We start from the raw sequence: 24,809 nt of genomic DNA on the forward strand, positions 1-24,809 counted from the left end.
CGGGCGATCTGGCGGCTGAGGTAGTTCCAGATCAGGACGAGGAGCGGGCCGTGGATTTTGAGGCGGTAGCCGTTGTCGGCCACCGATCGCTGCAGGGCGCGGAAGATCATCGCGAAGCGCTCGGACGGGTCGGAGGGCATGAAGGGCGCGTTCGAGATCATGGGGGGAGATAAACATAGAGGGTGGGGGGTGAGAAAGGGGTTTGTTAGGGGTGCGTTAGAATTTTTGGTTTAGGGGTGTGGCGGGGCTGGATTGCCGCGCTGCGCTCGCAATGACGTGGTGGGGTTGGGGGGTGAGAAAGGGGTTTGTTAGGAGTGTGTTAGAATTTTTGGTTTGGGGGTGTCGCGGGGCTGGATTGCCGCGCTGCGCTCGCAATGACGTTGTGGGGTTGGGGGCTTGGGTGATGGGTATCGAGGGGTAGGGATCCTCCGCGTGCTGACGGCGTGGCGCCGTGGGGTGGTTGCATCGGCATGAGCAAAGAAAACGCGCCCATTTGACTGGGCGCGTTCGGGTGGTTTTGCCGTGTTTGATCGTCAGGCGCGCTTGCGGCGACGCAGAACGAGGCCGAGGCCGACCAGGGCGGTGCCGAGAACGGCCAGCGAGCCAGGTTCCGGCACATTCACGTTGCTGAACTGCAGCTCTGCCGGCGCGCCGTTAGCTTCGAGATACCAGATATTATAGGTCCCCGGGGTGACACTGAAGTTGGTCGGAGTTGCGTTGGTCGGGTAAGCGCTGTTCACCAGCTGATTGGTGCCGTCGTAAAGGCTGAACCCATCGTCATGGGTCACGGTGCCGGAGAAGGCGTGGGTCGTCGTGAACGTCAGTTCAAACAGCGCGACACTGCCGAAATTTCCGGTGCTGAGAACGCTGCTTCCTGAACCACCGTTGTAATAGTTGATATTCGAGAAGCCTGCTTCGTTATTGGTGAAGCCGGCGAACGTGTTGCTGGACTGTGCGCTGTCGAACCAGTTCGGGATGCCGGTGTAGGTTGCGGTTGCCATCAGGTTGCCAGCCCCGATGATCGGGTTGGTCGGCAGGGCCTGTTGGCTGGCATCGCCGATCTGCGCGTTCGGAGTTGCGGCAGTCCAGACGGTAACGTCAAAGGTCAAGGATGGGTCGGCCTGCGCAGTGACGGCACCAAAGAAAGATGCCAGGGCAGCGGCGCCGGTAAGAAGAGCCAATTTATTAAACATTGGTAACTCCAGATAATTCGAGAATGAGGGGCATCCGTATTCGGAAACAATCGCGTTTAAGTTTTGCGCTGAATGTCTTGCAATTGTCGTGCCAAATTACAAAAGCGTTTTGTTTCAGGGGGTTAGACATTGGATCGTCCAGCAATTCGATTAAGGTGTAAAATTTCCTGACAAAAATCAGGTGCGGACTTCGTCTGCGGAGCTGGCGGTCCCCAGTGCGGCCGGTAAGCCGGCCGTCTGCTCTTCGTCCAATTCGCGTTACCCGTTGTCAATTCAGCCCAGTTTGCGCCGCATCAGCCACGAGATTTGCCTGAAATAATTGCGGCTGCGTCGTCGTCCGCACCGCGATCAAAAGTCAGCGTCTCGGCGGATGCGAGGGAGAATCGGCCGGTAAAGACTGCTGCTTGGAATGAAGTGGTGTCATTAGACCGCGTACCGTTGGGCGGGAAGAAAGGCGTGTTGTGGTCACGCAGCGATACGGTGTTGGTGCCGGTCGCGGTGACCCCGGTTGTCGTCGAGGGGGTCCACCACGTCAATTTGCGATGGCTATTGACGTCATTGACTGCCGTTCCGCCATAGCTGGAATTGTAGGCGGTCAGACCGTCGGGACCGGGCTTTGGTTGCACCATGTTGGTATAAACACCGTCGATCGGCAGGGTGCCGAAATCCGCACCTGGTGCAACCGTGAAATATGGGCGGTTAGGGGATTGATCGTGTCAGCCTGCGCGGAGTTCGTTCCGAACGCCGCTATGGCAGCGCCGATGAGACTGAATGATTTAAGCTTCATGATGGCAGGCTGTGCTTGAACAACCTTGAACAAACAGCGTATATGCCGTTAGCGAAACGAGTGCCAATTCAATTCACAAAAGAATATCAGATGGTTATCGATTTTGTCCCATGGCTTATATGATGAAGTGTAAAGTTTTCCGACAGAATTGCGCTCAGATCGGAAATCCAAGACGGACACGGAGCGCCGCGATCAAACCTTCCGCGAGATCATCGGCCGTCGATGTGGCGGTCTGCAGATGAAACTCCGGCGCTTCGGGGGGTTCGTAGGGGCTGTCGATGCCGGTGAAATTGCGGATCTGGCCGGCGTCCGCCTTGCGGTAGAGGCCTTTGGGGTCGCGCTGGCGGCAGATATCGATCGGGGTGTCGACGAAGACTTCGTGGAACAGGCCGGGTTCGACCAGTTCGCGCGCCATCTGCCGTTCGGCGCGGAACGGCGAGATGAAGCTGACCAGCACGATCATGCCGGCATCGGCGAATAATTTGGCAACCTCGCCCACCCGGCGGATGTTTTCCACCCGGTCCGCATCGGTGAAGCCGAGGTCGCGGTTCAGGCCGTGGCGGATGTTGTCGCCATCGAGCAGGTAGGTGTGCGCGCCGAGCAGGTGCAACCTGGTTTCCAGCAGATTGGCGATGGTCGATTTGCCCGAGCCGGACAGGCCGGTGAACCACAGGATCGCCGGGCGGTGGCCGTTGCGTGCCTCGCGCGCTGTGCGGTCGATCGTGAGGGCCTGGGTGTGGATGTTGCTGGCGCGGCGCAGCGCGTGGCGGATCATGCCGGCGGCGACGGTTTCGTTGGTCACGCGGTCGATCAGGATGAAGGCGCCGGTGCGGCGGTTGTCCTGATAGGCATCGAACGCGACCGGGGCGGCGAGGGCCAGGTTGACCAGGGCGACCTCGTTCAAGGTGAGCTGGTCGGCCGCGAGCTCGTCGAAATTATTGACGTTCACCTTGTGGCGGATTTTCGAGACCACGCCGGAGACACTGGCCGTGCCGATCCGCACGATATAGGGGCGGCCGGGCAGCAGGGGTGCCGTGCTCATCCAGACGAGATCGGCGGCGAATTGGGCGGCGACGTCCGGGCGGCTATCGGGGGTGGCGAGGATGTCGCCGCGCGAGATGTCGAGCTCATCGGCCAAAGTGAGTGTGATGGCGTCGCCGGCGTTGGCGATGCTGCGGTCGCCATCGGCGGTGACGATGCGGGCGATGGTGCTGGTGCGGCCGGATGCCGCGACGATGACGGCATCGCCGGGGTGGATCGCGCCGCCGGCGACCGTGCCGGCATAGCCGCGGAAATCGGCATCCGGCCGGCTGACCCATTGCACCGGAAAGCGGAACGGGCCGGTCTGCGCGGTGGCGGGTTCGATCGTCTCCAGATGTTCGAGCAGGGTCGGGCCCTGGTACCAGGGCATTGCGGCGCTGCGGTGGACCACATTGTCGCCATGGCGGGCGGAGACGGGAATGGTGGTGATGGTGTGGAAGTGAAAGCGGGCGGCGAGGGTTGCGAAATCATGCGCGATCGCATCGAAGCGGGCCTGGTCGTGGCCGATCAGATCGATCTTGTTGACGGCGAGGACGACGTGGCGGATGCCGAGCAGATCGGCGATGAAGGCGTGGCGGCGGGTTTGCGTCAGCAGGCCCTGGCTGGCATCGACCAGTAGGATGGCGAGCTGCGCGGTCGAGGCGCCGGTGGCCATGTTGCGGGTGTATTGCTCGTGGCCCGGCGTGTCGGCGATGATGAATTTGCGGCGGGGGGTTGCCATGAACCGGTAGGCGACATCGATGGTGATGCCTTGTTCGCGCTCGGCCTCCAGCCCATCGACCAGCAGGGCATAGTCGATATTGGCACCGTCGGTGCCGAATTTGCGGGAATCGCGTTCGAGGCTGGCGCGCTGATCGTCGGGGATGTTGTCGGTATCGAACAGCAGCCGGCCGATCAGGGTGGATTTGCCGTCATCGACCGAGCCGCAGGTAAGCAGGCGGAGCAGGGTGCGGGGTTCGAGCGCGGTCATGTCGTTCATCAGAAATACCCTTCCCGCTTCTTTTTTTCCATCGCGGCGGAATCGTCGTGGTCGATCAGGCGGCCTTCGCGCTCGGAGACGCGCGAGGCGCGCATTTCGGCGATGACAGCATCGAGCGTGGTCGCGGTGGATTCGACCGCGGCGGTGAGCGGGTAGCAGCCGAGGGTGCGAAAGCGCACGTTGCGCAGTTCGGGTGTTTCGCCGGGGCGGAGCGGCAGGCGGTCGTCATCGACCATGATCCATTGGCTGCCGCGCTGCACCACCGGGCGGGGCTTGGCGAAATAGAGCGGCACCACCGGGATTGCCTCGGCGGCGATGTAGTTCCAGATATCGGCCTCGGTCCAGTTCGACAGCGGGAACACCCGCATCGACTGGCCGGGGGCGAGGCGGGTGTTGAACAGGGTCCATAATTCGGGCCGCTGGGCTTTCGGGTCCCAGCCGTGGGTGGCGGTGCGGACCGAGAAGATGCGTTCCTTGGCGCGGGATTTTTCCTCATCGCGCCGGGCGCCGCCGAATGCGGCATCGAAGCCGAATTCATCGAGCGCGGCTTTGAGCGTTTCGGTCTTCATGATGGTCGTGTAGGTCGAGGCGGTCTGGTCGAACGGGTTGATGCCGCGGGCGGCGGCTTCGGCATTGGTGCGGACGATCAGGTCGAGCCCGTGGGTTGCGGCGATCCGGTCGCGAAAGCTGATCATTTCGCGGAATTTCCAGCCGGTATCGACATGCAGCAAGGGGAACGGCGGCTTGCCGGGGTAGAACGCCTTCATCGCGAGATGCAGCATCACCGAACTGTCCTTGCCAATCGAATAGAGCATCACCGGGGTGCGAAAGCCGGCGGCGGCTTCGCGGATGATTTCGATGCTTTCGGCTTCGAGGGCGGCGAGGCCGTTGGCGGCGCGGCCGGCGGTGGCGGGCGCGGTGTTCGGCGGGGCGGATTGGTCGGGACGCATGCGGCGGACCTCAAATAAACGGGCAATTCTCGGGTGGTCAGATCAGAAACGCCCCCGACCTGCAAGGGTCGGGGGCGTGTTTGCTATGATCCGGTTGAGCGTGCGGCGGTTGGTAGAGCGAGATTCCGCCGCGCGCGGTGGTGGGAGAACGGCGTGCCCGGTTATTTTTTGGCACCCGGCTTGGGCAGCGGCACGGCGACGAAGATGGCCTGGCTGCCGCGCATGACGCGCAGCGCGATCGCCTTGGCTTTCTGGGCCTCGGCCTTGTGGATCGCGTTGATGGCGTCGCCGGGATTCTCGACCGGCGTGCTGCCGACGCCGACGACGACATCGCCCGAACGGAGCCCGGCCTCATCGGCGGGGGAGTTCGGCAGGACGCCGGCGACCACGGCACCTTTGCTCGACATCGGCAGGTCGAGCTGCTGGCGATCGGACTCGGTGAGCGGCGCCAGGGTGAGCCCGAGTTCGGGCTTGTTGGCGGCGCCATGGCCCTTGCTGCCGGGGCCTTCGTTGAAGGCGGCCTGGGCGTTGGCGGGCATTTTTTCGACGGTGACCGCGGTGGTGTCGGCCTTGCCGTCACGCAGATACTGCACGTGCGCGGGATCGCCGGGCTTGATCTCGGAGATCGCCAGCGCGAGGTCGCGCGGGTTGGTGACCGGTTTGCCATCGACCTGGGTGATGACATCGCCCGGCTTGAGCCCGGCCTTGGCGGCGGGGCCGTTCGGCACGGTTTCGGCGACGAGCGCGCCATCGGCCTTGCCGTTTTCGCTTTTCAGCCCCATGGCGGTCGCCATTTCCGGGCTGATCAGCTGGACCTGCACGCCGATGAAGCCGCGGGTGATGTGGCCCTGTTTGATCAGTTCGGTGCTGATCCGCTTGACCATGTCGGACGGGATCGAGAAGCCGATGCCGACCGAGCCGCCGGTGGGGGTGAGGATGGCGGTGTTGACGCCGATCACCTGGCCTTGCTGGTTGAGCAGCGGGCCGCCGGAATTGCCTTCGTTGATCGGGGCATCGACCTGGATGAAGCTGTCGTACTCGCCATCGCCGATATCGCGGCCGAGGGCGGAGACCACGCCGGTGGTGACGGTTTCGGCCAGGCCGAACGGGTTACCGATCGCGATCACCCATTGGCCGGGTGTGACTTTCGCGGAATCGCCGAGTTCGAGATAGGGGAACGGCTTGGAGCGCGAGACTTTCAGCACGGCGAGATCGGTGCCGGGGTCGGTGCCGACGACATGGGCGACCAGGCGCTGACCATCGAGCAGGGTGACGAACACCGATTTGGCGTTTTTCACGACGTGGTTGTTGGTGATCAGATAGCCCGAGGAGCTGATGAAGAAGCCTGAGCCCTTGGCTTCGACCGCCTGGGGCTGCTGGGGTTGCGGGAAGGGGAAGGGAAACGGCATCGGCATGCCGTGGGGTGCGCCGCCGCCCATCGAGTCGGCATTCTGCACTTTCAGGTGAACCGTCACCGAGACGACCGCGGGGCTGACATCCTTGACCAGCGGCGCGAAGCTGGGGAGGGGTTTGTAGTCCTGCTGGACCTTGGCGGTGGCGTTGAGGGACTGGTCGTCCGCGATGGCGGGGCGCAGGGTTGCGATTGCGAGCGAGGTTCCGGCGAGGAGCACGGCCGAGAGTGTCGCGATCCGATGCGGCCGGCGGCGTGCGAGGAACGATGTCATACAAGCTATCCTTATGGTTGGCCGGCCGTTGATTGGCCGCAGGAGGACGAAACGAAGATTGTCGGAACGCGGGAACGCAGCGAACCGGTGGCTCGATCGCGTCATTCGTTTCGTGTTTCTACACTATTCGCGTAACGGATCGATGACCTTGGCTGCGATATAGGGACGATTCTAAACGTGGGCAGGTTGTGCAGATGAAACTCGTTTCATGAGCGCACATCGACAAGGACCAGTTCGGTCTCGATGGCGCCGGCTTCGATCACGATCGCGCGTTCATCGCTGATTGCGACGCCGTCGCGTGCTGAAGCGGCGACGCCGTTGACGGTGAAATTACCTTGCGGTGCAACCAGATAGGCGGCGCGGCCGGGCTCCATCGTGTAGGTTGTGCGCTCGCCGGGGGCTAACCTGCCGGCCAGAACCGCGGCGTCGGCGTATAAGGGCAGGGCGCCGCTTGCGGCATCGCCCGGGCGGCCGCCGGCCAGAATGTGCAGGCCGGTGCCGGTGGCGCGGGGGAATTCGCGGCTGGCCCAGCCGGGTTCGACGCCCGTGCGGTCCGGCATCACCCAGATTTGAAACAGGCGGGTGGGTTCGTCTTCCTGATTGTATTCGGCATGGGTGATGCCGGTGCCGGCGTGCATCACCTGCACATCGCCCGCGCGGGTGACGCCCTCGTTGCCGAGATTGTCCTTGTGGGTGATGGCGCCCTGGCGGATGAAGGTGATGATTTCCATGTCCCGGTGGGGGTGCGGGTCGAACCCGGTGTGGGGGGCGACCTCGTCATCGTTCCAGACGCGCAGGGCACCCCAGCCCATCCGCGCGCGGTCGTGATAGCCGCCGAAGCTGAAATGATGGTGGGCGTTGAGCCACTCGTTGCGGAAGCGGCCGATACTGTCGAAGGGGCGTAGCTCGATCATCGATGATCTCCTGATGCGGCGGGGCGTGGGTTATAGTTCGATATCGAATGATATAGGGTCGCTCGACGTCAGGTCAATCGTCGCCGGCCGCGATGCCGAGGCGGCGCAGCAGCCGATCCAGCGTTGCGAGATCCTCGCCCGTCACGCCGGACATGGCTGCCCCGATATCGGCGGCATGGCCGGGGAACAGGGATTCGATAAAGGCGCGGCCAGCCTCGGTCAGGACCACGCGGACGCTGCGGCGGTCCTCCTTGCAGGCGACGCGGGCGACCAGGTCGCGTTTGGCGAGCTTGTCGATCACATCGGTCAGATTGCCGGGGCTGGTCAGGATTTTGCGCGACAGGTCGCGCTGGGTGAGGGGGCCGCGATGCAGCAGGGCTTCGAGCACGCCGAGCTGGGTGTGGGTCAGGCCGGCGGCGATCAGGCGGGGGGCGGTGCGTGCGCTGACCGCATGGCTCGCCCGCATCAGCTTCACGTAGGCGCGGATCGCGGCTTCGGTCGCAGCGTCCTCGACGCCGAACATGCTCACCGGTTCATCAGCACGGCGAGTTTGGCGTGCTCCAGCACATGGCGGGTGACGCCGCCGAGGATGAGCTGGCGCAGGCGCGAGTGGGAATAGGCACCCATCGCCAGCAGATCCGCGCCATAGGCTTCGACCGCGCTGAGCAGGCCGGTGCCCGCGTTGCGATCGATCGCGCGGAATTCGGTGGCATCGGCGGTGATGCCGTGGAGTTCGAGGAAGGCGGCGAGTTTGTCGGCGCCCGGGCCCTGGCGCTGGTAGTCGGGCGAATGGAAGATCCGGACCGCCGTGGCATCGGCCAGCCAGGGCAGCACCGAGGCGACGGCCGAGGCGCTTTCGGCGGTGCCGTTCCAGGCGATCGCGATGCGGGTGCCGATGGTGGTGGGCACGCCAACCGGGGCGATCAGGGCAGGGCGGCCGGAATCGAACAGCACGGCGTGGAGCGCGTCGGCCGATGCGACTTCCTCGGCCGATTTCGGGTGCGGCACCACGATCAGGTCCGACAGGCGGGCTTCGCCGGCGACGAGTTCTTCCTCACGTCCGACCACCGAGGAGAACCGGGCGGAGGCGGCGCGCACCGCGCCATCCGCCGCGCGCACCGGCGCGCCGACCGCAATGCCGCGCGCGGCGGTTTCCTGGGTGAACAGGGCGCTGAGGGCGGTGGCTTCGCTGTTGCCCTCTTTTTCGGTGCTCGCCATCATTTCCTCGATCATCGCGCCGGACAGGCCTTCGCCGGCCAACGGTGCGACATCGCGGGTATCGGTGCGGACGTGCAGCGCGTGCAGATGGGCGCGCCAGCGCTCCGACAACATCAGGGCCGTGGTGAGCGCGCCGCGGGCGGAGGCAATGCCGGCCAGCGGCAGCAGGATTTTACGGATCGCCATGCGTCTGTCCCCCGATCGAGATGATGCCGTATCAGTATGCCGTATCAATACATGGATGAAAGCACGGTGCGCAGGCGTTTCAACTCCTCCAGCGCGCGGCCGGTGCCGAGTGCGACGCATTGCAGCGGTTCCTCGGCCACCACCACGGGCAGGCCGGTCGCTTCGCGCAGGACATCGTCCAGCCGGTGCAGCAGCGCGCCGCCGCCGGTGAGCACGATGCCTTTGTCGACGATGTCGCCGGCGAGTTCGGGCGGGGTGTTTTCCAGGGCGACCTTGACGGTCTCGACGATCTGGCTGACCGGCTCGGCCAGGCTTTCCGCGATCTGCGCCTGGCTGACCCGCACTTCACGCGGCACGCCGTTGATCAGGTCGCGCCCCTTCACCTCGCGCCACACGCCGGGGGCCGAGGGATCGGACCAGGCGGCACCGATTTCGAGCTTGATCTTTTCGGCCGAGGATTCGCCGATCAGCAGGTTATGATTGCGCCGGATGTAGGAGATGATGGCTTCGTCCATCTTGTCGCCGCCGACGCGGACGGAGCGGGCATAGACGATGCCGCCGAGCGAGATCACCGCAACCTCGGTGGTGCCGCCGCCGATATCGACCACCATCGAGCCGGAGGGTTCGGTGACCGGCAGGCCGGCGCCGATTGCCGCGGCCATCGGCTCCTCGATCAGCAGGACCTTGCGCGCGCCGGCGCTTTCGGCGGATTCCTGGATGGCGCGGCGTTCGACCGCGGTGGAACCGGAGGGGACGCACACGATGATGAGCGGCGAGGCGCCCCATTTGCGGTTGTGCACCTTGCGGATGAAATGCTTGATCATTTCCTCCGCCACCTCGAAATCGGCGATCACGCCGTCGCGCAGGGGGCGGATCGCCTGGATGTTGCCGGGGGTGCGGCCGAGCATGTGCTTGGCTTCCTCGCCGACCGCGAGAACCTGCTTGCGCCCCTTGACCTCGGCGATCGCGACGACCGAGGGTTCATCGAGCACGATGCCGCGCCCCTTTACGTAGACCAGAGTGTTGGCGGTGCCGAGATCGATGGCCATGTCGGCAGACATGAGCCCGAGAAGCCGAGAAAACATGGAACCCTTTCCGCGGAGCGTCAGCCAGAGGTGTTGTCTGGCGAGGATGCGAACCAATTATCCAGAACGCCGACCGATTACCCTCTGCGGGGATGCATAACAAGGCCGGGGCCTGCCATGATGCTGCCACAGCAGCGCCGTTACATTGCCGACATCACCCGGTAACGGCGTTGCAAAGAATGAGACGTTATCAACTCGACTCATTCAGACCGAGTAACAAGGAGAACAACCATGACCCAGTCAACCAAACGGACCCTGACGATCCGACACTTCGCGACGCCGGCGCTGCTCGCAGCCCTGGCCCTCAGCCTTGCCGCCTGCGGCTACACGCCGGGCTCGCGCGCGCTTTCGGGCGGTGCGATCGGGGCCGGTACCGGTGCGATCATCGGTGCGGCGACCGGCGGATCGGCCGCCACGGGCGCGTTGATCGGCGGCGGCGTCGGTGCCATCGGCGGTGCCGTGACCAGCCCCAACACCGTCAATCTGGGTCATGCACCGTAAGCGGCGGCACATGATTCTGACTTGAAAGGGGAGCCTCGGCTCCCCTTTTTCATGGCCCCCCGAGCAGCCTGACCGACCCCTGCAACCGAATACGTCGCCCACGATGGAGCCACGATGCCGCTCGACCAGATGATCGTTTTTGCGGTGATCGGTGCCACGCTGGTGCTGTTTTTGACCAATATCATCCGCTACGATCTGGTCGCGGTGCTGGCGCTGATGGTTCTGGCGATGACCCATGTGCTGAAGCCCGATGCGGTATTCGCCGGCTTCGCCAACCCGGCGGTGGTCACGGTCGCTTCGGTGCTGATCATGGGACACGCCATGTGGCAGTCCGGTGTGGTCGATCTGCTGGCCAAATGGCTGGGCCGCGCCGCGAAAACGCCGTCCGGACAATTGATCGCGCTGACCGGGGCGGAGGCGGTCAGTTCGGCGCTGATCAACGATACCGGCTCGATCGGCGTGTTTATGCCGGTTGCGATCCAGCTTGCGCGGCGCAGCGGCACCAGCGTTTCGCGGTTTCTGATGCCGCTCGGCTTCAGCGCGTTTCTGGGCGGCATGACCACGTTGATCGGCACGTCGCCGAACATCATCATCGCGGCGTATCGGGGCCAACTGGGCAACGGCGGCTTCACGATGTTTTCGTTCACCCCGGTCGGCGCCGGTGTCGCGGTTGCGGGGCTTGTTTTCATGGCGCTGTTCAGCCGGTTCCTGGTGCCCGAACGCCAGAGCGGTCAAGGCCAGGACGATCATTACGGCATGGCGAAATACCTGACCGAGGTGCAGGTGCCCGCAGGCAGCCCGTTCGACGGCAAGACGATCGGTGATCTCGAAGAGGCGGTGGAGGCGAGTTTCGCGGTGGTCGGGCTCGTGCACGGCGCTGACCGCCGGGTGGCCCCGCGCCGGCATCATCGGATGCAGGCGGATGATCATTTAGTGATCGAGGCGGATGCCGATAATCTGACGATCCTGCTCGATACCGCGAAGCTCACCCTGGCATCGGACAAGGACATCGAGGACGATTTTCTGAAATCGAACGATATCGACATCGTCGAATGTGTGGTGCAGCCGGAATCGCGGCTGATCGGTAAATCGGCGGCGTCACTCGGGTTGCGCCGGTGGTATGGTGTCAACCTGCTGGCGGTGGCGCGGCAGGGCGAGCGGATCAAGGGGCGGCACTCGGCCATACCGCTGCAGGCGAGCGACATTCTGTTGCTGCAGGGCGATGCCGAAACCCTGGACGAGGTGATGACGCAGCTGGGCTGCCTGCCGCTGGCTGAGCGCGCCATCCGCGTTGGCAAGCCGGCGCGGATTGCCACCGCGCTCGGGATTTTCGCCGTCGCGATCACGCTGGCCGCGACGCGCGTGCTGCCATCGGACGTGGCGTTTGCCAGCGGTGCGCTGGCGATGGTGCTGGCGCGCCTGATCTCGCCGCGCGCGGTTTATGATGCGGTGGAGTGGCCGGTTATCGTGCTGCTCGGCGCGATCATCCCTGTCGGGCAGGCGTTGCAGCAGACCGGCGGGGCGAAGACCATCGCTGCGCTGTTCATTGATGTGGCGCATCATTTGCCGAGCTTCGGCGTGGTCGCGCTGATGCTGCTGGTGACGATGATTTTATCGAATGTCGTCAATCATGCCGCGACGGCGGTGCTGATGGCGCCGGTCGCGGTGGGTGTGGCGCATGGGCTGCATGTCGGGATCGACCCGCTGCTGATGGCCGTCGCGGTCGGTGCGGCCCTGCCGATGGTGGTGCCTACCGGGCATCAATGCAACATATTGGTGATGGGGCCGGGCGGCTACCGGTTTGGCGATTACTGGCGGCTGGGCCTGCCGCTGACGTTGGTCAGTCTGGTGGTTGCGGTGCCGTTGATCATGCTGGTCTGGCCGCTGCATCAGGGCTGAACCGGCGCGAACAAGGGGGCTTGCGCCCCCTTTTGACGATGTCAGCCGACGATTTCGATGCCGGCGAAGAAGAAGGCAATCTCGTGCGCTGCGGTATCAGCCGCATCCGAGCCATGCACGGAATTGGCTTCGATATCTTCGGCGAATTCGGCGCGAATGGTGCCGGCGGCGGCCTTTTTCGGGTCGGTTGCACCCATGATCTCGCGGTTCTTGGCGACCGCGCCTTCACCTTCGAGCACCTGGGCGACCACCGGGCCGGAGGTCATGAAAGTGACCAGACCGCCGAAGAACGGGCGTTCCTTGTGGACGCCGTAGAAGGTTTCGGCTTGTGCTTTGGTGAGGTGGATGCGCTTCTGGGCGACGATGCGCAGGCCGGCGGCCTCGAATTTGGCGTTGATGGCGCCGGTCAGGTTGCGGCGGGTCGCGTCGGGTTTGATGATCGAGAGCGTGTGTTCGATGGCCATTGGGGTCTCTTTTCAGGGTTTTTGTCGGAAGGTTCGAGAGTCGGGGCGGCCATAGCCGCCCTGTCCGGTATGGGCAAGCCCCGCGTGCTGGGTTAGCAAGCGGGCATGAGCCTCCTTCGCATCGAAAATCTGTCGTTCAGCATCGCCGGCCGTGCGCTGCTCGAAAATGCGGCACTCACGGTCGATCCTGGCCGCAAGATCGGGTTGATCGGGCGCAACGGGGCGGGCAAATCGACCCTGCTCAAGCTGATCCAGGGCATTCATACGCTCGATGGCGGTACCATCCGCCTGGCCAACCGGGCCAAAATGGGTTCGGTCGCGCAGGAAGCGCCGGCCGGGCCGATCACGCCGATCGAGGTGGTGCTGGCCGCCGATGTCGAGCGGGCGGCGCTGCTCACCGAGGCGGAACACGCTGCGCCCGAGCGGTTGGGCGAGATTCATGACCGGTTGATCACCATCGATGCCGACAGTGCGACCGCGCGGGCCGGGGCGATTCTTGCCGGCCTTGGTTTCGATGATGCTGCCCAGAACCGTGCGATGTCGAGTTTTTCCGGCGGGTGGCGCATGCGTGTTGCCCTCGCGGCCGCGCTGTTCGCGGCACCCGATCTGTTGCTGCTCGACGAGCCGACCAATCATCTGGACCTTGAGGCGACGCTCTGGCTCGAAAACTGGCTCGCCCGGTTTACCGGTGCGGTGTTGATGGTGTCGCATGATCGTGACCTGCTCGATCGCGCGGTCGACAGCATTGCGCATCTCGATCGCGGCAAGATTACGCTCACGCCCGGCGGGTTTGCGGAGTTCGTGCGCATTCGCACCGAGCGGGCCGAGCAGCAGAACCGGGCGGCGGCCAAGATTGCCGAGCAGCGCGCGCATATGCAGAGCTATGTCGACCGGTTCCGCGCCAAGGCGAGCAAGGCGCGGCAGGCGCAGTCCCGCCTGAAGGCGCTGCAGAAAATGCCGATGATCGATACCATTGTGGAAGACAGCCCGACGCGGTTCAATTTTCCCGAACCGCGCGAATTGGCGCCGCCGTTGCTTTCGCTCGACCGGGTTTCGCTGGGGTATGGGGAGCGGACCGTGCTATCGGGCGTGTCGCTGCGGATCGATATGGAGGACCGCATCGCGCTGCTGGGGGCGAACGGCAACGGCAAGTCGACCTTGGCCAAGGCGCTGGCCGGACGGCTCGACCCGATGAGCGGCAGCAGTTTTCGCACCCGCGGCATCACGGTGGGGTATTTCGCGCAGCATCAGGAGGATGATCTGCACCTGGATGACACGCCGTTGCTGCATCTGTCGCGCGTGCTGCCGAACGCAACACCGACCCAGGTGCGCGCGCAGGCGGCGCGGTTCGGGCTGGATGCCGCGCGGGTCGATACCAAGGTGGGTCAGCTTTCGGGCGGCGAGAAGGCGCGGCTGCTGCTGGCGCTGGCGACGCGGGATGCGCCGCAGGTGCTCATTCTCGATGAACCGACCAATCACCTCGATATCGATGCGCGCGAGGCGCTGGTGCGCGCGCTGACCGATTTCCCGGGTGCGGTCATTCTGGTGACGCATGATACGCATTTGATCGATCTGGTGGCGGACCGGCTGATGCTGGTTTCGGGTGGCAAGGTCGAGGCGTATGACGATGATCTTGAGGCGTACCGGCGCCTGATTACGCAGAAATCATCCGCCGCGCCGCAGGAGCGTAAATCCGCGCCCCAGACCAAGGAAGACCGCAAGGCCCGCGCCGAAGCGCGCGAAGCCACGGCACCGCTGCGCAAGCGCGGCCGCGATGCCGAGAAGACGATCCGCACGCTGGAGGCCGAGAAGCGCAAGCTGGAGGCGAAACTCGCGGATGCCGATTTCTACGCGCGGGCGAAATCCGACGAGATTACCGCGATCCAGCAGCGGCTCGGCGTGATCGGCGGCGAGATCGAGGCGGCGGAAGCGGTGTGGCTGGAGGTTGAGGCGGCGCTGGAGGCGGTGGGGTAGGAAGGCGATCTTTTTTGGAAAAAGGAACCAAAAAACTTTTGGACTCCGGTTCGTGCGGTGTGGCGTGGCGCGCGTGTCTTGCCGAAGCGGGCAGGGGTTCTTGAAAGTGGTGGGCCATTGGACCATAGTAAGCCAGGAGGGTGGCGCGGTGGCATCAGCTTCGCGATCATCGATGATCTGTCGCAGGATGCGGTTGTCGCTATCGTGGTCGAGACCCCGTCCGGTGTGATCAAGATCCTGGCTGAGCCGGACTTTCATGATCGGTCGTTGGTTCTGCGCCGGACGCATATGCAGGGGCCGCGGGCAAACCTGGTCGGCGCCGGTAATTTGATGGCGCTGGCGCAGGTGATGATGGAAAGGTTGGATTGCGATGAGATCATCGTTGAAGGCGCGGTTCGAACGACTGGGGCCCATCCGGGACATGCCCCCCGCATCCTCCGGTTCGCCCGCCGCCGTGGTGTTGCGACGATTGGATGATCGGGTGGATGATCGGGTGGATGATCGGGGCGCGCCGGCGCGCGTCGATGCCGCCATCGCGCTGGTCGGTGGTGGGTTGAGCCTGCTGCGGGCCAAGCGGGTGATCGAGGAGGTCATCACGCAGGGTCGCGCCGTGGTCGCGTTGCCGCATGTCGATGATCCGGCCGGTCTGCTCGGTGTGCTTCGCTCGACCGGGTTTGCGGCCGCGATGCTGGATACCGCGCCGATCGATATAAGGCAGCTCCGGCGACGCCTCGGCGTGACCCGTGCGCAGTTTGCCGCCCGCTACGGGTTCGAGATCGAGGCGCTGCGCAACTGGGAGATCGGCAAACGCCAGCCCGATACCGCTGCCACGAGCTATCTGCGCGCCATATCGCATGACCCGGAAAGCGTCGAACGGGCGTTTGCGCCGATCATGGCTGAAGCATCGCCGGTGGCGATGGGTTCGATGGGTTTTGATCGGAAACCAGCCGGGTAGGCGCGCGGGGCTTGCCGCGCGCCGCCTCGATCAGAACAGCACGCCGGCTTCGACCACGAAATCGGCCTGGTTGCGGCTGCCGCCGTCGTTGCCGTAGCCGCGTGATCCGTTGTTGCTGAATTTGGTCAGATGCAGCAGCCCGACATCGCCGCGCACGAACAGGTTCTTGTCCTGCCAGGTGGGGGAGACGGAGATGCCCACGCCCTGGGCACCCTGGTTGATGAACCAATTATCAGAGCCGTTGCTGGTGAAGTATTCGCCCCAACCGCCAAGCGAGTAGTCCGATTTGCCGAACTGGTAGTCGGCGAACAGTGCCGCGCCGAAATTGCTGGAGAATTTGTAAAGGCCCTTACCGGGCAGATCGCCTGACGCCCGCGCGAGAATCGCATCCGGCTTGGCGTACACATACTGCACTTCGGGCACGAGGTTCAGATTGCCCATGGTGTAGCTGTAGTAGGCACCCAGCATGGTCGAATTGACGTAATAGGGGCCGTATCCGCCGACGAACGACTGGTTGTACGGTGTGGTCGCCGAGCCATAGATATGGGCATTCGGGCCGGTGCGGCCCAGGTTGGTGGCGCCGAAAACGTTGAGCACGTTGTTGCTGTTGATCGTGTAGGTCGCGAGCGCCTGGACGAAGTTCCACACGCCGGTATCGAACCCATCGCCGTATTCGATCGTCGCGGCGACCGGGCCGACCGTGTAGGTCGCTTCGATGCCGCGGCTCTGCGAATTTTCGACCGCGAAGATATCGGTGGTCAACAAATTGGCGTTGTTCCAGTCGACGCCTGATTCATAGCCTTCCTGCGAGCCGAGCTGCCCGGCCGAAATCGACAGGCTCTTGGTTGGCGCCAGCGTGAGGTAGCCAGCATAGAGTGGGCCGGTCGAGAACGTCTGCACTGAGGTTGAGTTCGGCTTGCCGCCCAGGATCAAGGCGTTGGTGGCGCCGACCTCGATGGTGAATTGCAGCAAGCCGCTGGCCTTCTGAACCTGGATCAACCCGTTGAGGAATTCGGCGCCGGTCGCCTTGTCGGTGCCGAGCAGGCCGTAATTGGCGGAATTACCGGTACCCGACAGGCCGTAGAGATATCCATCCGCCCCGCCGGTCAGCGCGAGCGGTCCGAGGGGTCCGCCATCAATGTTGATCGCGGTCGGGCCGTTGAAGGCCTGGGCGGATTGGAGAGCCAGCAACGAAGCGGCAGCGCCAAAGCCAAGGCCCAGTAGCGCCGCACGTTTCGACTTTCGCGGCCCGGTTGTGATTTCAGCAAACATAATCGCTCCTGTTTGATCTTTTATTACGCCACATGCCGTTATTTTCATCGCCGACCGATGAAACCATGGCGGCATGTCGTAAGTTTCCGACACGTCGCGTCGTATATCAGCAAACAATATGCCAAACGCGACATGTGCGACCGCAAGACGCGCTGGAATGCCCGATTGGCTCAGACTGTTGCAGTTTTGCTACAAATTCGGCGGCGCAAAGAACGCGGCGACCGAGGCTACCGTTTCGGCGAGGCCGATCCGCTGCACGATCACGTCCGGCGGAAATGCTGACTCCAGGCGCGAGGGAAACGCCCGGTCGAGCAGGACGAACACGCCGCGGTCGCTCGCGCGGCGGATCAGCCGGCCGAATCCCTGGCGCAGGCGGAGGCGGACGATGGCGTCGTCATAGGCTTTGGCATCGCCATCCGCGAGATGGGCGCGGCGGACCCGGTGCAGAATATCCGGCCGCGGCCAGGGTGTGCGCTCGAACACCACCAGGCGCAGGGCGTTGCCGGGGACATCGACGCCATCGCGCATCGCATCCGTGCCTAACAGACAGGCATTCTGCTCGGCCCGGAACACATCGACCAGCGTGGCATTGTTCATGACATCGACATGCTGGGCATAGAGCGGAATGTTTTCCGCCTCCAGCGCCGGCGCGATGCGGGACTGGACGGCGCGCAGGCGCGAAATCGCGGTGAACAGACCCAGCGCGCCGCCGCCCGATGCCAGGAACAGGGCGCGGAAGGCGGCGGCCAGACCTTCGATATTGTCGCGCGGGGCATCGCGCACCACGAAAATGCGGGTCTGGGCCGGATAGTCGAACGGCGAGGCGAAGCCGGCGCGGATTGCGGGGTTGGGCAGATAACGGGCACCGCTGCGCGCTTCGGCGCCGCGCCAGCCGGCTTCGGGCGCGGCCTCGCTCGCGTTGTCGCGCAGCGTGGCGGATGTGATCAGCAGGCCATGGGCGGGTGTGGCGACGATTTCGGCGAACGCTTCGGTGGGGTCGAGCAGATGCGAGAGCAGCGCCGCATCGCGCCCCAGGCGGATGAACAGCACGTTGCGCGGCCGCTCGCCGGGCGCGGGCGGTGCAGCGCTGGTCGCGGCCAGCATGCGCCGCCAGGCGGCCAGTTGATCGAGCGCGCGGCGGCGCAGGCTGCGCGCCATCGCCTCGATCCGCTGGCGGTCGCGCTCTTCGATTGTGGCGGCTTCCTCATCGAGGCGTGCCAGCAACCGCTCGCGGATGGCCTTGAGGGGTGTTTCGAGCCGGGCGAGGGCGCGTTCCAGCGCCGCCGCCGCATCGGCCAAGGCGGGTTCGACCGGGTGCAGATCGACCTCGAAATCGAGGCTGGATTCGCGGTCGGCCGGTTTGGCGCGGGCGCGCGCCTGGGTGACCAGTGCGCTGAGGAACGCCTCGGCCGTGCCGGTGCCGATACTGTCGAGTTCGACGCCGCCGGCGGCGCCGAGGCGGGCGAAAAACGCCGATCCGGGCAACACGCGTGCTGCGATCAGCGCCGCCTCCAGCGGTGCTGCCAGGGTTTCATCGGCCTCGACCAGATCGGCGATCCGCGGCGCGATGCCGCGCGCGCGTGAGCGGCCACCCTCGGCCCCCAGCAGCCAGCGCCGCAACTCCGCCATTTCGATGCCGGATAATTCGGCCGAAAAGGCGGAATCGGCGGCATCGAACAGATGATGCCCCTCATCGAACACGTAGCGGGTCGGCACGCTGTTATCATCGAGCCCGCCCCACACCGCCTGCGCCATCACCAGGGCATGGTTGGCGATCACGAGGTCGGCGCCGCGCGCGCGGCGGATCACGTGCTCGATCGTGCAGCGCTTGAAATGCGGGCAGGCACCGTGGATGCATTCGCCGCGCCGGTCGGCAATCTGGGGCAGCAGCGCGGTGCCGAACAATTCGGCAAACCAGCCCGGCAGGTCGCCGCCCGCGACGTCGTGATCGTTTGACACCAGCGCCCAGCGGGCGATCAGCCCGAGGGCGACCAGATTCGCCCCGGCATTGTTCACCGCGTCCTCGTAATTGAGCAGGCAGAGGTAATTTTCGCGCCCCTTGCGCAGCACCACGCGGTTGCGCAGCTTGACCGGGTCCGGCTCCAGCCGCGCCAGTTCCTGCTCGATCTGGCGCTGCAAATGGCGCGTGTAGGTCGAAATCCAGACGGCACCCTGGTTGCGCTCGGCCCAGAGCGAGGCCGGTGCGAGGTAGCCGAGCGTCTTGCCCGTGCCGGTACCCGCCTCGGCCAGCACGCAATGCGGCGCGCCCTCGGTCGCGGCCGGGGCGAACGCGGCGGTTGCGGCGGATGCATAATCCGATTGCGCCGGGCGCTGCTCCGCTTGATCGCCCAGCAGATCGGCCAGCCGGGCGCGGGCCGCATCCGGCGCCACCGCGAACGAGGATGGCGGCGGGCGGGGTGCCTCATCCTCCCATTCCGGCAGGATCGACCACAGGCGCAACAACGCCCGGTCGGGCCGGGCCGCTGCATCGTCGAGCGCCGCCGCTACCGCTTTGGCCCAGGGCCATCCGGCGCTGCCCATCAGCGCCGCAAGCCCGGCGGCGTGACGGTTCATGCGCAGGGTTCTGCCCTGGGCCAGCCTGGTCAATAAGGCGCTGGCGAAATCGGGCAGCATCGCCGCGGCGGCCTCGATGGTCTGCGGCGGTTCCATGTCGAGCGCGCGGGCGAGGGCCGCGGGGGTGGGGGCCAAGGGCTGTGCGGGCATGACGAAGGCGAACAGTTCCAGCAGATCGAGTGTGCGCAGCGTGGTGCCGAGACGCTTGAGCGTCGCCGGCGCATGGATCACGATCGGTGGTGGCAATCCGCGCAAGGCGGCCCGCGCCGCTTCGGCATCGAGCGTAAGCAACTCGCCCTCGGCCGTCAGGATGGCGGCACGGCCATGGGCCGTCACCAGCGACGGCGCATCGGGCAGCAACAATCGCGGCGGGACGTTCATACGCCGGGTTTAACGGTCTCGCGTGATAATACCAACCGGCGTGTGGGGGACGCGGGGATCAGTGTTGCAGTGAGGCGATGATGGCTTCGAACATGGGTGTGGTGAGCCGGCCGGTGTTGGTATTGAGTCGTGAGACGTGGAAGCTATCGGTGAGGGTTATGCCGTTTGGCAGGATTGTTGTGGTGCCGTGGGCGAATTTTGCGAAGCCTGGCTTCAGTCCGAACGCGCGCAGGCTGGCCTGGTGTGCGATGCCGCCCAGGGCGAGGATTGCGCGCAGGTTCGGCATGCGGGCGATTTCGGCCTGGAGGAATTGGTTGCAGGTGGCGATTTCGGCGGGTAGCGGTTTGTTTTCCGGCGGCACGCAGCGGACGGCGTTGATGATGCGGCAGTTGTGCAGGGTGAGCCCGTCATCGGGCCGCTCGTGGTACTGGCCGGTGGCGAAGCCGTATTTCAGGAGGGTTTCGTAGAGGAGTTTGCCGGCGAAATCGCCGGTGAAGGGCCGGCCGGTGCGGTTGGCGCCGCGCACGCCTGGTGCGAGCCCGACGATGAGCAGGCGCGCATCGGTATCGCCGAAGCATGGTACCGGCGCGTTATGCCAATCGGGGAATTTTTGGCGGTTTTCGGTGCGAAACGCGGCGAGGCGCGGGCAGAGCGGGCAGTTTTTTGCCGGTTCTGCGCCGGCCGCGGCGGGCATGGCGGGATTATTCGACTTCGACCTCAGCGCGCTGCGGGCGTTGGCGGGGCTCGGTCTGGCGGCGGGTGAAATCGCCGGCGATGTCGGATAGTTCAACAAATTGGTCTGCCTGCCGACGCAGTTCATCGGCGATCATCGGCGGTGCGGTCTTGATGGTCGAGACCACCGATACGCGCACGCCGCGCCGTTGGACCGCTTCGACCAGGCGGCGGAAGTCCGAATCGCCGGAAAACAGGATCGCGTGGTCGATGTGCGGCGCCATTTCGAGCATATCGATCGCGAGTTCGATATCCATGTTGCCTTTGACCCGGCGCCGGCCTGCACCATCGGTGAATTCCTTGGCGGGCTTGGTCACCAATGTATAGCCGTTATAGGCCAGCCAGTCGGTCAAAGGTTTGAGCGGCGAATATTCTTCGGTGTCGAGCAGTGCGGAGTAGTAATACGCGCGAATCAGGTTGACGTTACCAAAAAAATCGAGAAGTCGACGGTAATCGACGTCAAATCCCACGGCACGAGAGGCTGCGTATAGATTGGCACCATCGATAAACAGAGCGGTCTTTTCGTGAGGGAGTAGACGCATGGGCGGAACCTTCCGAATCGCAGAAAATTTAAATATTCAAGTTGAATATCGATATGGTGGCCATTCGTTTACGCGAAATTGTCTTGAAGGTACAGGGTAGAAATAATGCTGCTGATCGCCATCGGTGCGAATCTGCCGGGCGCTGAGGGCGGTTCGCCGCGCACGACCTGCGATCAGGCGGTGCATGCGCTGCGAAACCTGCCGGACATTCGGTTCGTCGCTCTCTCGGCGTGGTACCGCAGCGCGCCGGTGCCACGCGACGATGGCCAGCCTGATTATTGCAACGGCGTCGTTCGGTTTGAGGGCGAGCCCGATCCCGCCTGGCTGCTGGCATCGCTCCACAAGATCGAGGCGAAATTCGGCCGCACGCGCAGTGTTGCCAATGCGGCCCGCACGCTCGATCTGGACTTGATCGACTGCAATGGCATCGTCAGCACGGGGGCGTCCTTGGTGTTGCCGCACCCGCGTGCTCAGCTGCGGCCGTTCGTGCTGCAACCTATTCTTGATATCGCGCCCGATTGGGTGCATCCTGGGTTCGATTTGACGGCAGCCGCGCTGCTAGCGGCGCTGCCCCAGCCCGCTGCGGGGTCCATGATGCCGTGGTAATTGTTGCTGCGCATGAACTTCGGTTGCGCTGCAGCGTGCCGTCTGCTAGATATTTTGGTTGAAGTATTGGGTTATGCGCCGCTGAGCGCATGATAAATGGAGTTAGTTGTCATGGCACGCGTTACCGTCGAAGATTGCATCGAGCAGATCCCGAACCGGTTCGAATTGGTTTTGCTGGCCGCCCAGCGCGCCCGCAACCTCGCGCGCGGTGCCGCCATTACGATCGATCGTGACAACGATAAAAACCCTGTGGTCGCGCTGCGCGAGATTGCCGATGTTTCGGTCGATTTCGGCGGGCTGGAGCAGGATTTGATCAAATCGCTCTCGCGCGTGCCCGATCCGGAACCGATCGACGAGGAAGTGCAGGATCTTATTCCGACCGATCAGAATATTTTTGGCTTGCAGGACGTCTCCGCCGAGGAGGAAGCCGCAGCGCTTGCCGCCGAATCCGAGGAGATGACGTCCGAGGATATCGCGGCCGCGATCGAAGCGGAGCTTGGCGGCGGGCGTCCGCGCCGCTGATCCGAGCCCGCACTCAATGGCCGTGCGGCGCGCCGGGATGGGGTTGAACCAGCCCGCCGCCGCGCCGGATGGCATTGCGACCGGACCGGGCGTGTTTCACGACGCCGTCCTGCCCCTGCTGAGCCGGATTGGCAGTTATGATGCCAAGATCGATCCCGTCTTGATCGATCAGGCCTATACGATCGCCGCCGAGGCGCACGCCGCCCAGACCCGGGAAAACGGCGATCCTTATATTACCCATCCGCTCGCCGTCGCCGATATTCTGGCCGGCTACCGACTCGATGGCGACAGCATTATCACCGCCCTGCTGCACGATGTGATCGAGGATACCAAGGTCACGCTGCCGGCGCTGCAATCGCGGTTCGGTGCCGAGGTGGCCGGGCTGGTCGATGGCGTGACCAAGCTCACGCGGCTGGAATTGCAATCGGACCGCACGAAGCAGGCGGAAAATTTCCGCAAGCTGGTGCTTGCGATGAGCAAGGACATCAGGGTCCTGCTCGTCAAACTGGCGGATCGGCTGCACAATATGCGCACCATCCATTTCATGCGCGAGCCGGAGCGCCGGGCGCGCATTGCGCGCGAGACCATGGAAATCTATGCGCCGCTCGCCGAACGCATCGGCATGGACCGTGTGAAGACCGAACTGCAGAACCTGTCGTTCGCCGTGCTCGACCCGGAGGCTTATGATTCGATCCAGGCGCGGATGAATTTCCTGCGCGGTCAGGGTGCGGACGTGATCGACGAGGTGCGTGCCGAATTGCTGCGGATTTTTGCGGCCGCCGGTGTCGAGGTGATCGATATTTCCGGCCGTGAGAAATCGATCTTTTCGATCTGGGAGAAGATGCAGCGGCGCAATGTCGCGTTCGAGCAATTGTCCGACATCATGGCGTTCCGCATTCTGGTGCCGTCGCGCGAGCAATGTTATGTGGCGCTCGGTGCGATTCACGCCGCGTTCCCGGTGATCGCGGGCCGGTTCAAGGACTATATCTCGACGCCCAAGGCGAACCATTACCAGTCGCTGCATACCGGCGTCACCTTGCGCCACCCGCGCAATCAGAAGATCGAATTGCAGATCCGCACGCCGGACATGCACGCCATTGCGGAAAACGGCGTCGCCGCGCATTGGGTCTATAAGCAGGAAGACGCATCACCCGCCGACGTGAAGCAATTCCGCTGGGTGCAGGATTTGCTCGAGATTCTGGAGAACTCGGCGGCCCCCGATGAATTCCTGGAAAACACCAAGCTCGAACTCTATCAGGACCAGGTCTTCTGCTTCACGCCGAAGGGCCAGCTGATCCAGTTGCCGCGCGGGGCCACCGCGGTCGATTTCGCTTACGCGGTTCACTCGCAGATCGGCGATACCTGCGTCGGCGCGCGGATCAACGGAAGGTTGATGCCGCTGCGCTATGAATTGCAGAACGGCGATCAGGTCGAGATTCTCACCGCGCGCGGCGGCACGCCTTCGCCATCGTGGGAGCGCTTCGTCGTCACCGGCAAAGCGCGCGCGCGCATCCGCCGCTTTCTGGCCAGCCAGGTCCGCGAACAGAACCGCGATCAGGGCAAGGCGGCGCTGGCCAAGGCGTTTCGCCAGGACGGGGTGGATGGTTCGGAAAAAGTGCTGGACGGCGCTTTGAAAGCGCTGAAACAGGCCAGCCTCGATGATCTCTACGTCGCGGTCGGCACCGGTAATCTGGGCGCGAAGGACGTGGTGCAGGCGATCTACCCCGAACTGCGGGAAACCCGGCCCTCGCGCATTGTCCCTGGTATGCTTGCGCGCCCGGCCCGGCCGCCGGCACGCTCGAACGAACTGCCGCTGACCGGGTTGATCTCCGGCATGGAGGTTCATTACGCCGGCTGCTGCCATCCGCTGCCGGGCGATAAGATCGTTGGCATCATCGCGACCGGCAAGGGTGTGACGATCCACGCCCGCGACTGCATGACGCTGGAAACCTTCGCCACCACGCCGGAACGCTTCATCGATGTCGATTGGGATTACGCGCAGCTCGGCCAGGCGAAGGACGGCGGCAAGGATGGTGCTGGGCGCGACCGGCCGTTCACCGGGCGGATCAGCGTGATTGCCGCCAACGCCGCCAATGCGGTCGCCAACCTCGCCAACGCTGTCTCCAAACAGGACGGTGCCATCGCGAATTTGAAGATCGTGCATCGTCAGCAGGATTTTTTCGAATGCCTCATGGATGTCGAAGTGCGCGACCTGCGGCACCTGTCGCAGGTGATTGCGGGGTTGCGGGCGGCGGGCGGGGTGGCGCAGGTGGATCGGGCGCGGACGTGAGGGGAAGGCAAGACGACTTCTTTTTTGTAAAAAAGACGCAAAAAACTTTTGTTTGTTTG

The 24,809-nt window shown here is 64.3% G+C and carries 22 protein-coding genes; 8 read left to right on the plus strand and 14 right to left on the minus strand.

The genetic code is table 11. The features are described 5' to 3' along the window. Positions 1-533: 533 nt before the first annotated feature. The 9 genes from BW994_RS06310 to BW994_RS06345 form a co-directional block, all read right to left on the minus strand. Complete coding sequence (locus BW994_RS06310) at positions 534-1,193, minus strand: PEP-CTERM sorting domain-containing protein (RefSeq protein WP_051657251.1); 660 nt, start codon at positions 1,191-1,193, stop codon at positions 534-536. Positions 1,194-1,486: 293 nt separating this feature from the next. Continuing rightward, a complete protein-coding gene (locus BW994_RS19110) occupies positions 1,487-1,822 on the minus strand; it encodes a hypothetical protein (RefSeq protein WP_139334010.1) in 336 nt (111 codons plus the stop codon). A gap of 312 nt (positions 1,823-2,134) precedes the next feature. Next, a complete protein-coding gene (cysN, locus tag BW994_RS06315; RefSeq protein WP_029311344.1) occupies positions 2,135-4,000 on the minus strand; it encodes a sulfate adenylyltransferase subunit CysN in 1,866 nt (621 codons plus the stop codon). Next, positions 4,000-4,950: a sulfate adenylyltransferase subunit CysD gene (gene cysD, locus BW994_RS06320; RefSeq protein WP_076454417.1), complete on the minus strand. Its 951-nt coding sequence runs from the start codon at positions 4,948-4,950 to the stop codon at positions 4,000-4,002. Before cysD ends, cysN begins: the two co-directional genes overlap by 1 nt. A gap of 161 nt (positions 4,951-5,111) precedes the next feature. Next, the gene (locus BW994_RS06325) at positions 5,112-6,635 is read right to left on the minus strand and encodes a Do family serine endopeptidase (RefSeq protein WP_029311342.1); all 1,524 of its coding nucleotides are present in this window, start codon (positions 6,633-6,635) and stop codon (positions 5,112-5,114) included. A 206-nt stretch (positions 6,636-6,841) separates the two neighbouring features. Next, positions 6,842-7,549, minus strand: coding sequence for a pirin family protein (locus BW994_RS06330; RefSeq protein ID WP_029311341.1), 708 nt, complete (start codon positions 7,547-7,549; stop codon positions 6,842-6,844). Between the two features lie 73 nt (positions 7,550-7,622). Continuing rightward, complete coding sequence (locus tag BW994_RS06335; RefSeq protein WP_029311340.1) at positions 7,623-8,072, minus strand: MarR family winged helix-turn-helix transcriptional regulator; 450 nt, start codon at positions 8,070-8,072, stop codon at positions 7,623-7,625. A 2-nt stretch (positions 8,073-8,074) separates the two neighbouring features. Next, a complete protein-coding gene (locus BW994_RS06340) occupies positions 8,075-8,953 on the minus strand; it encodes a universal stress protein (protein WP_029311339.1) in 879 nt (292 codons plus the stop codon). Between the two features lie 44 nt (positions 8,954-8,997). After that, complete coding sequence (locus tag BW994_RS06345) at positions 8,998-10,038, minus strand: rod shape-determining protein (RefSeq protein ID WP_029311338.1); 1,041 nt, start codon at positions 10,036-10,038, stop codon at positions 8,998-9,000. Positions 10,039-10,269: 231 nt separating this feature from the next. Between BW994_RS06345 and BW994_RS06350 the strand changes: the two genes are divergently transcribed. Together BW994_RS06350 and BW994_RS06355 are read left to right on the plus strand one after the other, a co-directional pair. After that, entirely contained in the window at positions 10,270-10,539 is a 270-nt protein-coding gene (locus tag BW994_RS06350) for a YMGG-like glycine zipper-containing protein (RefSeq protein WP_029311337.1), read from the plus strand. A 114-nt stretch (positions 10,540-10,653) separates the two neighbouring features. Beyond that, entirely contained in the window at positions 10,654-12,438 is a 1,785-nt protein-coding gene (locus tag BW994_RS06355) for an SLC13 family permease (protein WP_029311336.1), read from the plus strand. A gap of 41 nt (positions 12,439-12,479) precedes the next feature. Here the strand turns inward: BW994_RS06355 and ndk are convergent, their stop codons facing one another. Next, positions 12,480-12,902, minus strand: a complete 423-nt coding sequence (gene ndk / locus BW994_RS06360) for a nucleoside-diphosphate kinase (protein ID WP_029311335.1) — start codon at positions 12,900-12,902, stop codon at positions 12,480-12,482. 105 nt (positions 12,903-13,007) lie between these two features. Here ndk and BW994_RS06365 point away from each other — a divergent pair, with 105 nt between their 5' ends. The 3 genes from BW994_RS06365 to BW994_RS06375 all read left to right on the plus strand — a co-directional run bounded on the left by BW994_RS06365 (position 13,008) and on the right by BW994_RS06375 (position 15,831). Beyond that, on the plus strand, positions 13,008-14,876 hold the full coding sequence (locus BW994_RS06365) for an ABC-F family ATP-binding cassette domain-containing protein (protein ID WP_029311334.1): 1,869 nt from the start codon (positions 13,008-13,010) through the stop codon (positions 14,874-14,876). Positions 14,877-14,993: 117 nt separating this feature from the next. Further along, positions 14,994-15,353: a hypothetical protein gene (locus tag BW994_RS06370; RefSeq protein WP_029311333.1), complete on the plus strand. Its 360-nt coding sequence runs from the start codon at positions 14,994-14,996 to the stop codon at positions 15,351-15,353. Next, positions 15,298-15,831, plus strand: coding sequence for a helix-turn-helix domain-containing protein (locus tag BW994_RS06375; RefSeq protein WP_139334011.1), 534 nt, complete (start codon positions 15,298-15,300; stop codon positions 15,829-15,831). The genes BW994_RS06370 and BW994_RS06375 overlap by 56 nt, the downstream gene beginning before the upstream one ends. Positions 15,832-15,861: 30 nt before the next feature. Here BW994_RS06375 and BW994_RS06380 read toward each other — a convergent pair whose 3' ends face one another. The 4 genes from BW994_RS06380 to BW994_RS06395 all read right to left on the minus strand — a co-directional run bounded on the left by BW994_RS06380 (position 15,862) and on the right by BW994_RS06395 (position 21,332). Next, the gene (locus BW994_RS06380; protein ID WP_029311331.1) at positions 15,862-17,103 is read right to left on the minus strand and encodes an outer membrane beta-barrel protein; all 1,242 of its coding nucleotides are present in this window, start codon (positions 17,101-17,103) and stop codon (positions 15,862-15,864) included. 189 nt (positions 17,104-17,292) lie between these two features. After that, positions 17,293-20,058, minus strand: coding sequence for an ATP-dependent DNA helicase (locus BW994_RS06385; protein WP_029311330.1), 2,766 nt, complete (start codon positions 20,056-20,058; stop codon positions 17,293-17,295). Positions 20,059-20,116: 58 nt separating this feature from the next. After that, complete coding sequence (locus BW994_RS06390) at positions 20,117-20,752, minus strand: uracil-DNA glycosylase (protein WP_029311329.1); 636 nt, start codon at positions 20,750-20,752, stop codon at positions 20,117-20,119. 7 nt (positions 20,753-20,759) lie between these two features. After that, positions 20,760-21,332, minus strand: a complete 573-nt coding sequence (locus BW994_RS06395; protein ID WP_029311328.1) for a LabA-like NYN domain-containing protein — start codon at positions 21,330-21,332, stop codon at positions 20,760-20,762. Positions 21,333-21,437: 105 nt separating this feature from the next. On the opposite strand from BW994_RS06395, the gene folK reads away from it, so the two are divergent. The 3 genes from folK to BW994_RS06410 all read left to right on the plus strand — a co-directional run bounded on the left by folK (position 21,438) and on the right by BW994_RS06410 (position 24,750). Beyond that, positions 21,438-21,938 (plus strand): 2-amino-4-hydroxy-6-hydroxymethyldihydropteridine diphosphokinase, encoded by a 501-nt coding sequence (gene folK, locus BW994_RS06400; protein ID WP_029311327.1) that lies wholly within the window; start codon positions 21,438-21,440, stop codon positions 21,936-21,938. A gap of 111 nt (positions 21,939-22,049) precedes the next feature. Beyond that, a complete protein-coding gene (rpoZ, locus tag BW994_RS06405) occupies positions 22,050-22,460 on the plus strand; it encodes a DNA-directed RNA polymerase subunit omega (protein WP_029311326.1) in 411 nt (136 codons plus the stop codon). 37 nt (positions 22,461-22,497) lie between these two features. Continuing rightward, positions 22,498-24,750 (plus strand): RelA/SpoT family protein, encoded by a 2,253-nt coding sequence (locus BW994_RS06410; protein WP_029311325.1) that lies wholly within the window; start codon positions 22,498-22,500, stop codon positions 24,748-24,750. The last annotated feature ends 59 nt before the right edge of the window (positions 24,751-24,809 follow it).

Source organism: Acidiphilium rubrum, assembly GCF_900156265.1.
GTDB classification, from domain to species: domain Bacteria; phylum Pseudomonadota; class Alphaproteobacteria; order Acetobacterales; family Acetobacteraceae; genus Acidiphilium; species Acidiphilium rubrum.

What these genes read in the sequence shown, in the direction of transcription:
- BW994_RS06310 (WP_051657251.1), bottom strand. Translation starts at nt 1,193, where the DNA reads ATGTTTAATAAATTGGCTCTTCTTACCGGCGCCGCTGCCCTGGCATCT.
- BW994_RS19110 (WP_139334010.1), bottom strand. Translation starts at nt 1,822, where the DNA reads ATGGTGCAACCAAAGCCCGGTCCCGACGGTCTGACCGCCTACAATTCC.
- cysN (WP_029311344.1), bottom strand. Translation starts at nt 4,000, where the DNA reads ATGAACGACATGACCGCGCTCGAACCCCGCACCCTGCTCCGCCTGCTT.
- cysD (WP_076454417.1), bottom strand. Translation starts at nt 4,950, where the DNA reads ATGCGTCCCGACCAATCCGCCCCGCCGAACACCGCGCCCGCCACCGCC.
- BW994_RS06325 (WP_029311342.1), bottom strand. Translation starts at nt 6,635, where the DNA reads ATGACATCGTTCCTCGCACGCCGCCGGCCGCATCGGATCGCGACACTC.
- BW994_RS06330 (WP_029311341.1), bottom strand. Translation starts at nt 7,549, where the DNA reads ATGATCGAGCTACGCCCCTTCGACAGTATCGGCCGCTTCCGCAACGAG.
- BW994_RS06335 (WP_029311340.1), bottom strand. Translation starts at nt 8,072, where the DNA reads ATGTTCGGCGTCGAGGACGCTGCGACCGAAGCCGCGATCCGCGCCTAC.
- BW994_RS06340 (WP_029311339.1), bottom strand. Translation starts at nt 8,953, where the DNA reads ATGGCGATCCGTAAAATCCTGCTGCCGCTGGCCGGCATTGCCTCCGCC.
- BW994_RS06345 (WP_029311338.1), bottom strand. Translation starts at nt 10,038, where the DNA reads ATGTTTTCTCGGCTTCTCGGGCTCATGTCTGCCGACATGGCCATCGAT.
- BW994_RS06350 (WP_029311337.1), top strand. Translation starts at nt 10,270, where the DNA reads ATGACCCAGTCAACCAAACGGACCCTGACGATCCGACACTTCGCGACG.
- BW994_RS06355 (WP_029311336.1), top strand. Translation starts at nt 10,654, where the DNA reads ATGCCGCTCGACCAGATGATCGTTTTTGCGGTGATCGGTGCCACGCTG.
- ndk (WP_029311335.1), bottom strand. Translation starts at nt 12,902, where the DNA reads ATGGCCATCGAACACACGCTCTCGATCATCAAACCCGACGCGACCCGC.
- BW994_RS06365 (WP_029311334.1), top strand. Translation starts at nt 13,008, where the DNA reads ATGAGCCTCCTTCGCATCGAAAATCTGTCGTTCAGCATCGCCGGCCGT.
- BW994_RS06375 (WP_139334011.1), top strand. Translation starts at nt 15,298, where the DNA reads ATGCCCCCCGCATCCTCCGGTTCGCCCGCCGCCGTGGTGTTGCGACGA.
- BW994_RS06380 (WP_029311331.1), bottom strand. Translation starts at nt 17,103, where the DNA reads ATGTTTGCTGAAATCACAACCGGGCCGCGAAAGTCGAAACGTGCGGCG.
- BW994_RS06385 (WP_029311330.1), bottom strand. Translation starts at nt 20,058, where the DNA reads ATGAACGTCCCGCCGCGATTGTTGCTGCCCGATGCGCCGTCGCTGGTG.
- BW994_RS06390 (WP_029311329.1), bottom strand. Translation starts at nt 20,752, where the DNA reads ATGCCCGCCGCGGCCGGCGCAGAACCGGCAAAAAACTGCCCGCTCTGC.
- BW994_RS06395 (WP_029311328.1), bottom strand. Translation starts at nt 21,332, where the DNA reads ATGCGTCTACTCCCTCACGAAAAGACCGCTCTGTTTATCGATGGTGCC.
- folK (WP_029311327.1), top strand. Translation starts at nt 21,438, where the DNA reads ATGCTGCTGATCGCCATCGGTGCGAATCTGCCGGGCGCTGAGGGCGGT.
- rpoZ (WP_029311326.1), top strand. Translation starts at nt 22,050, where the DNA reads ATGGCACGCGTTACCGTCGAAGATTGCATCGAGCAGATCCCGAACCGG.
- BW994_RS06410 (WP_029311325.1), top strand. Translation starts at nt 22,498, where the DNA reads ATGGGGTTGAACCAGCCCGCCGCCGCGCCGGATGGCATTGCGACCGGA.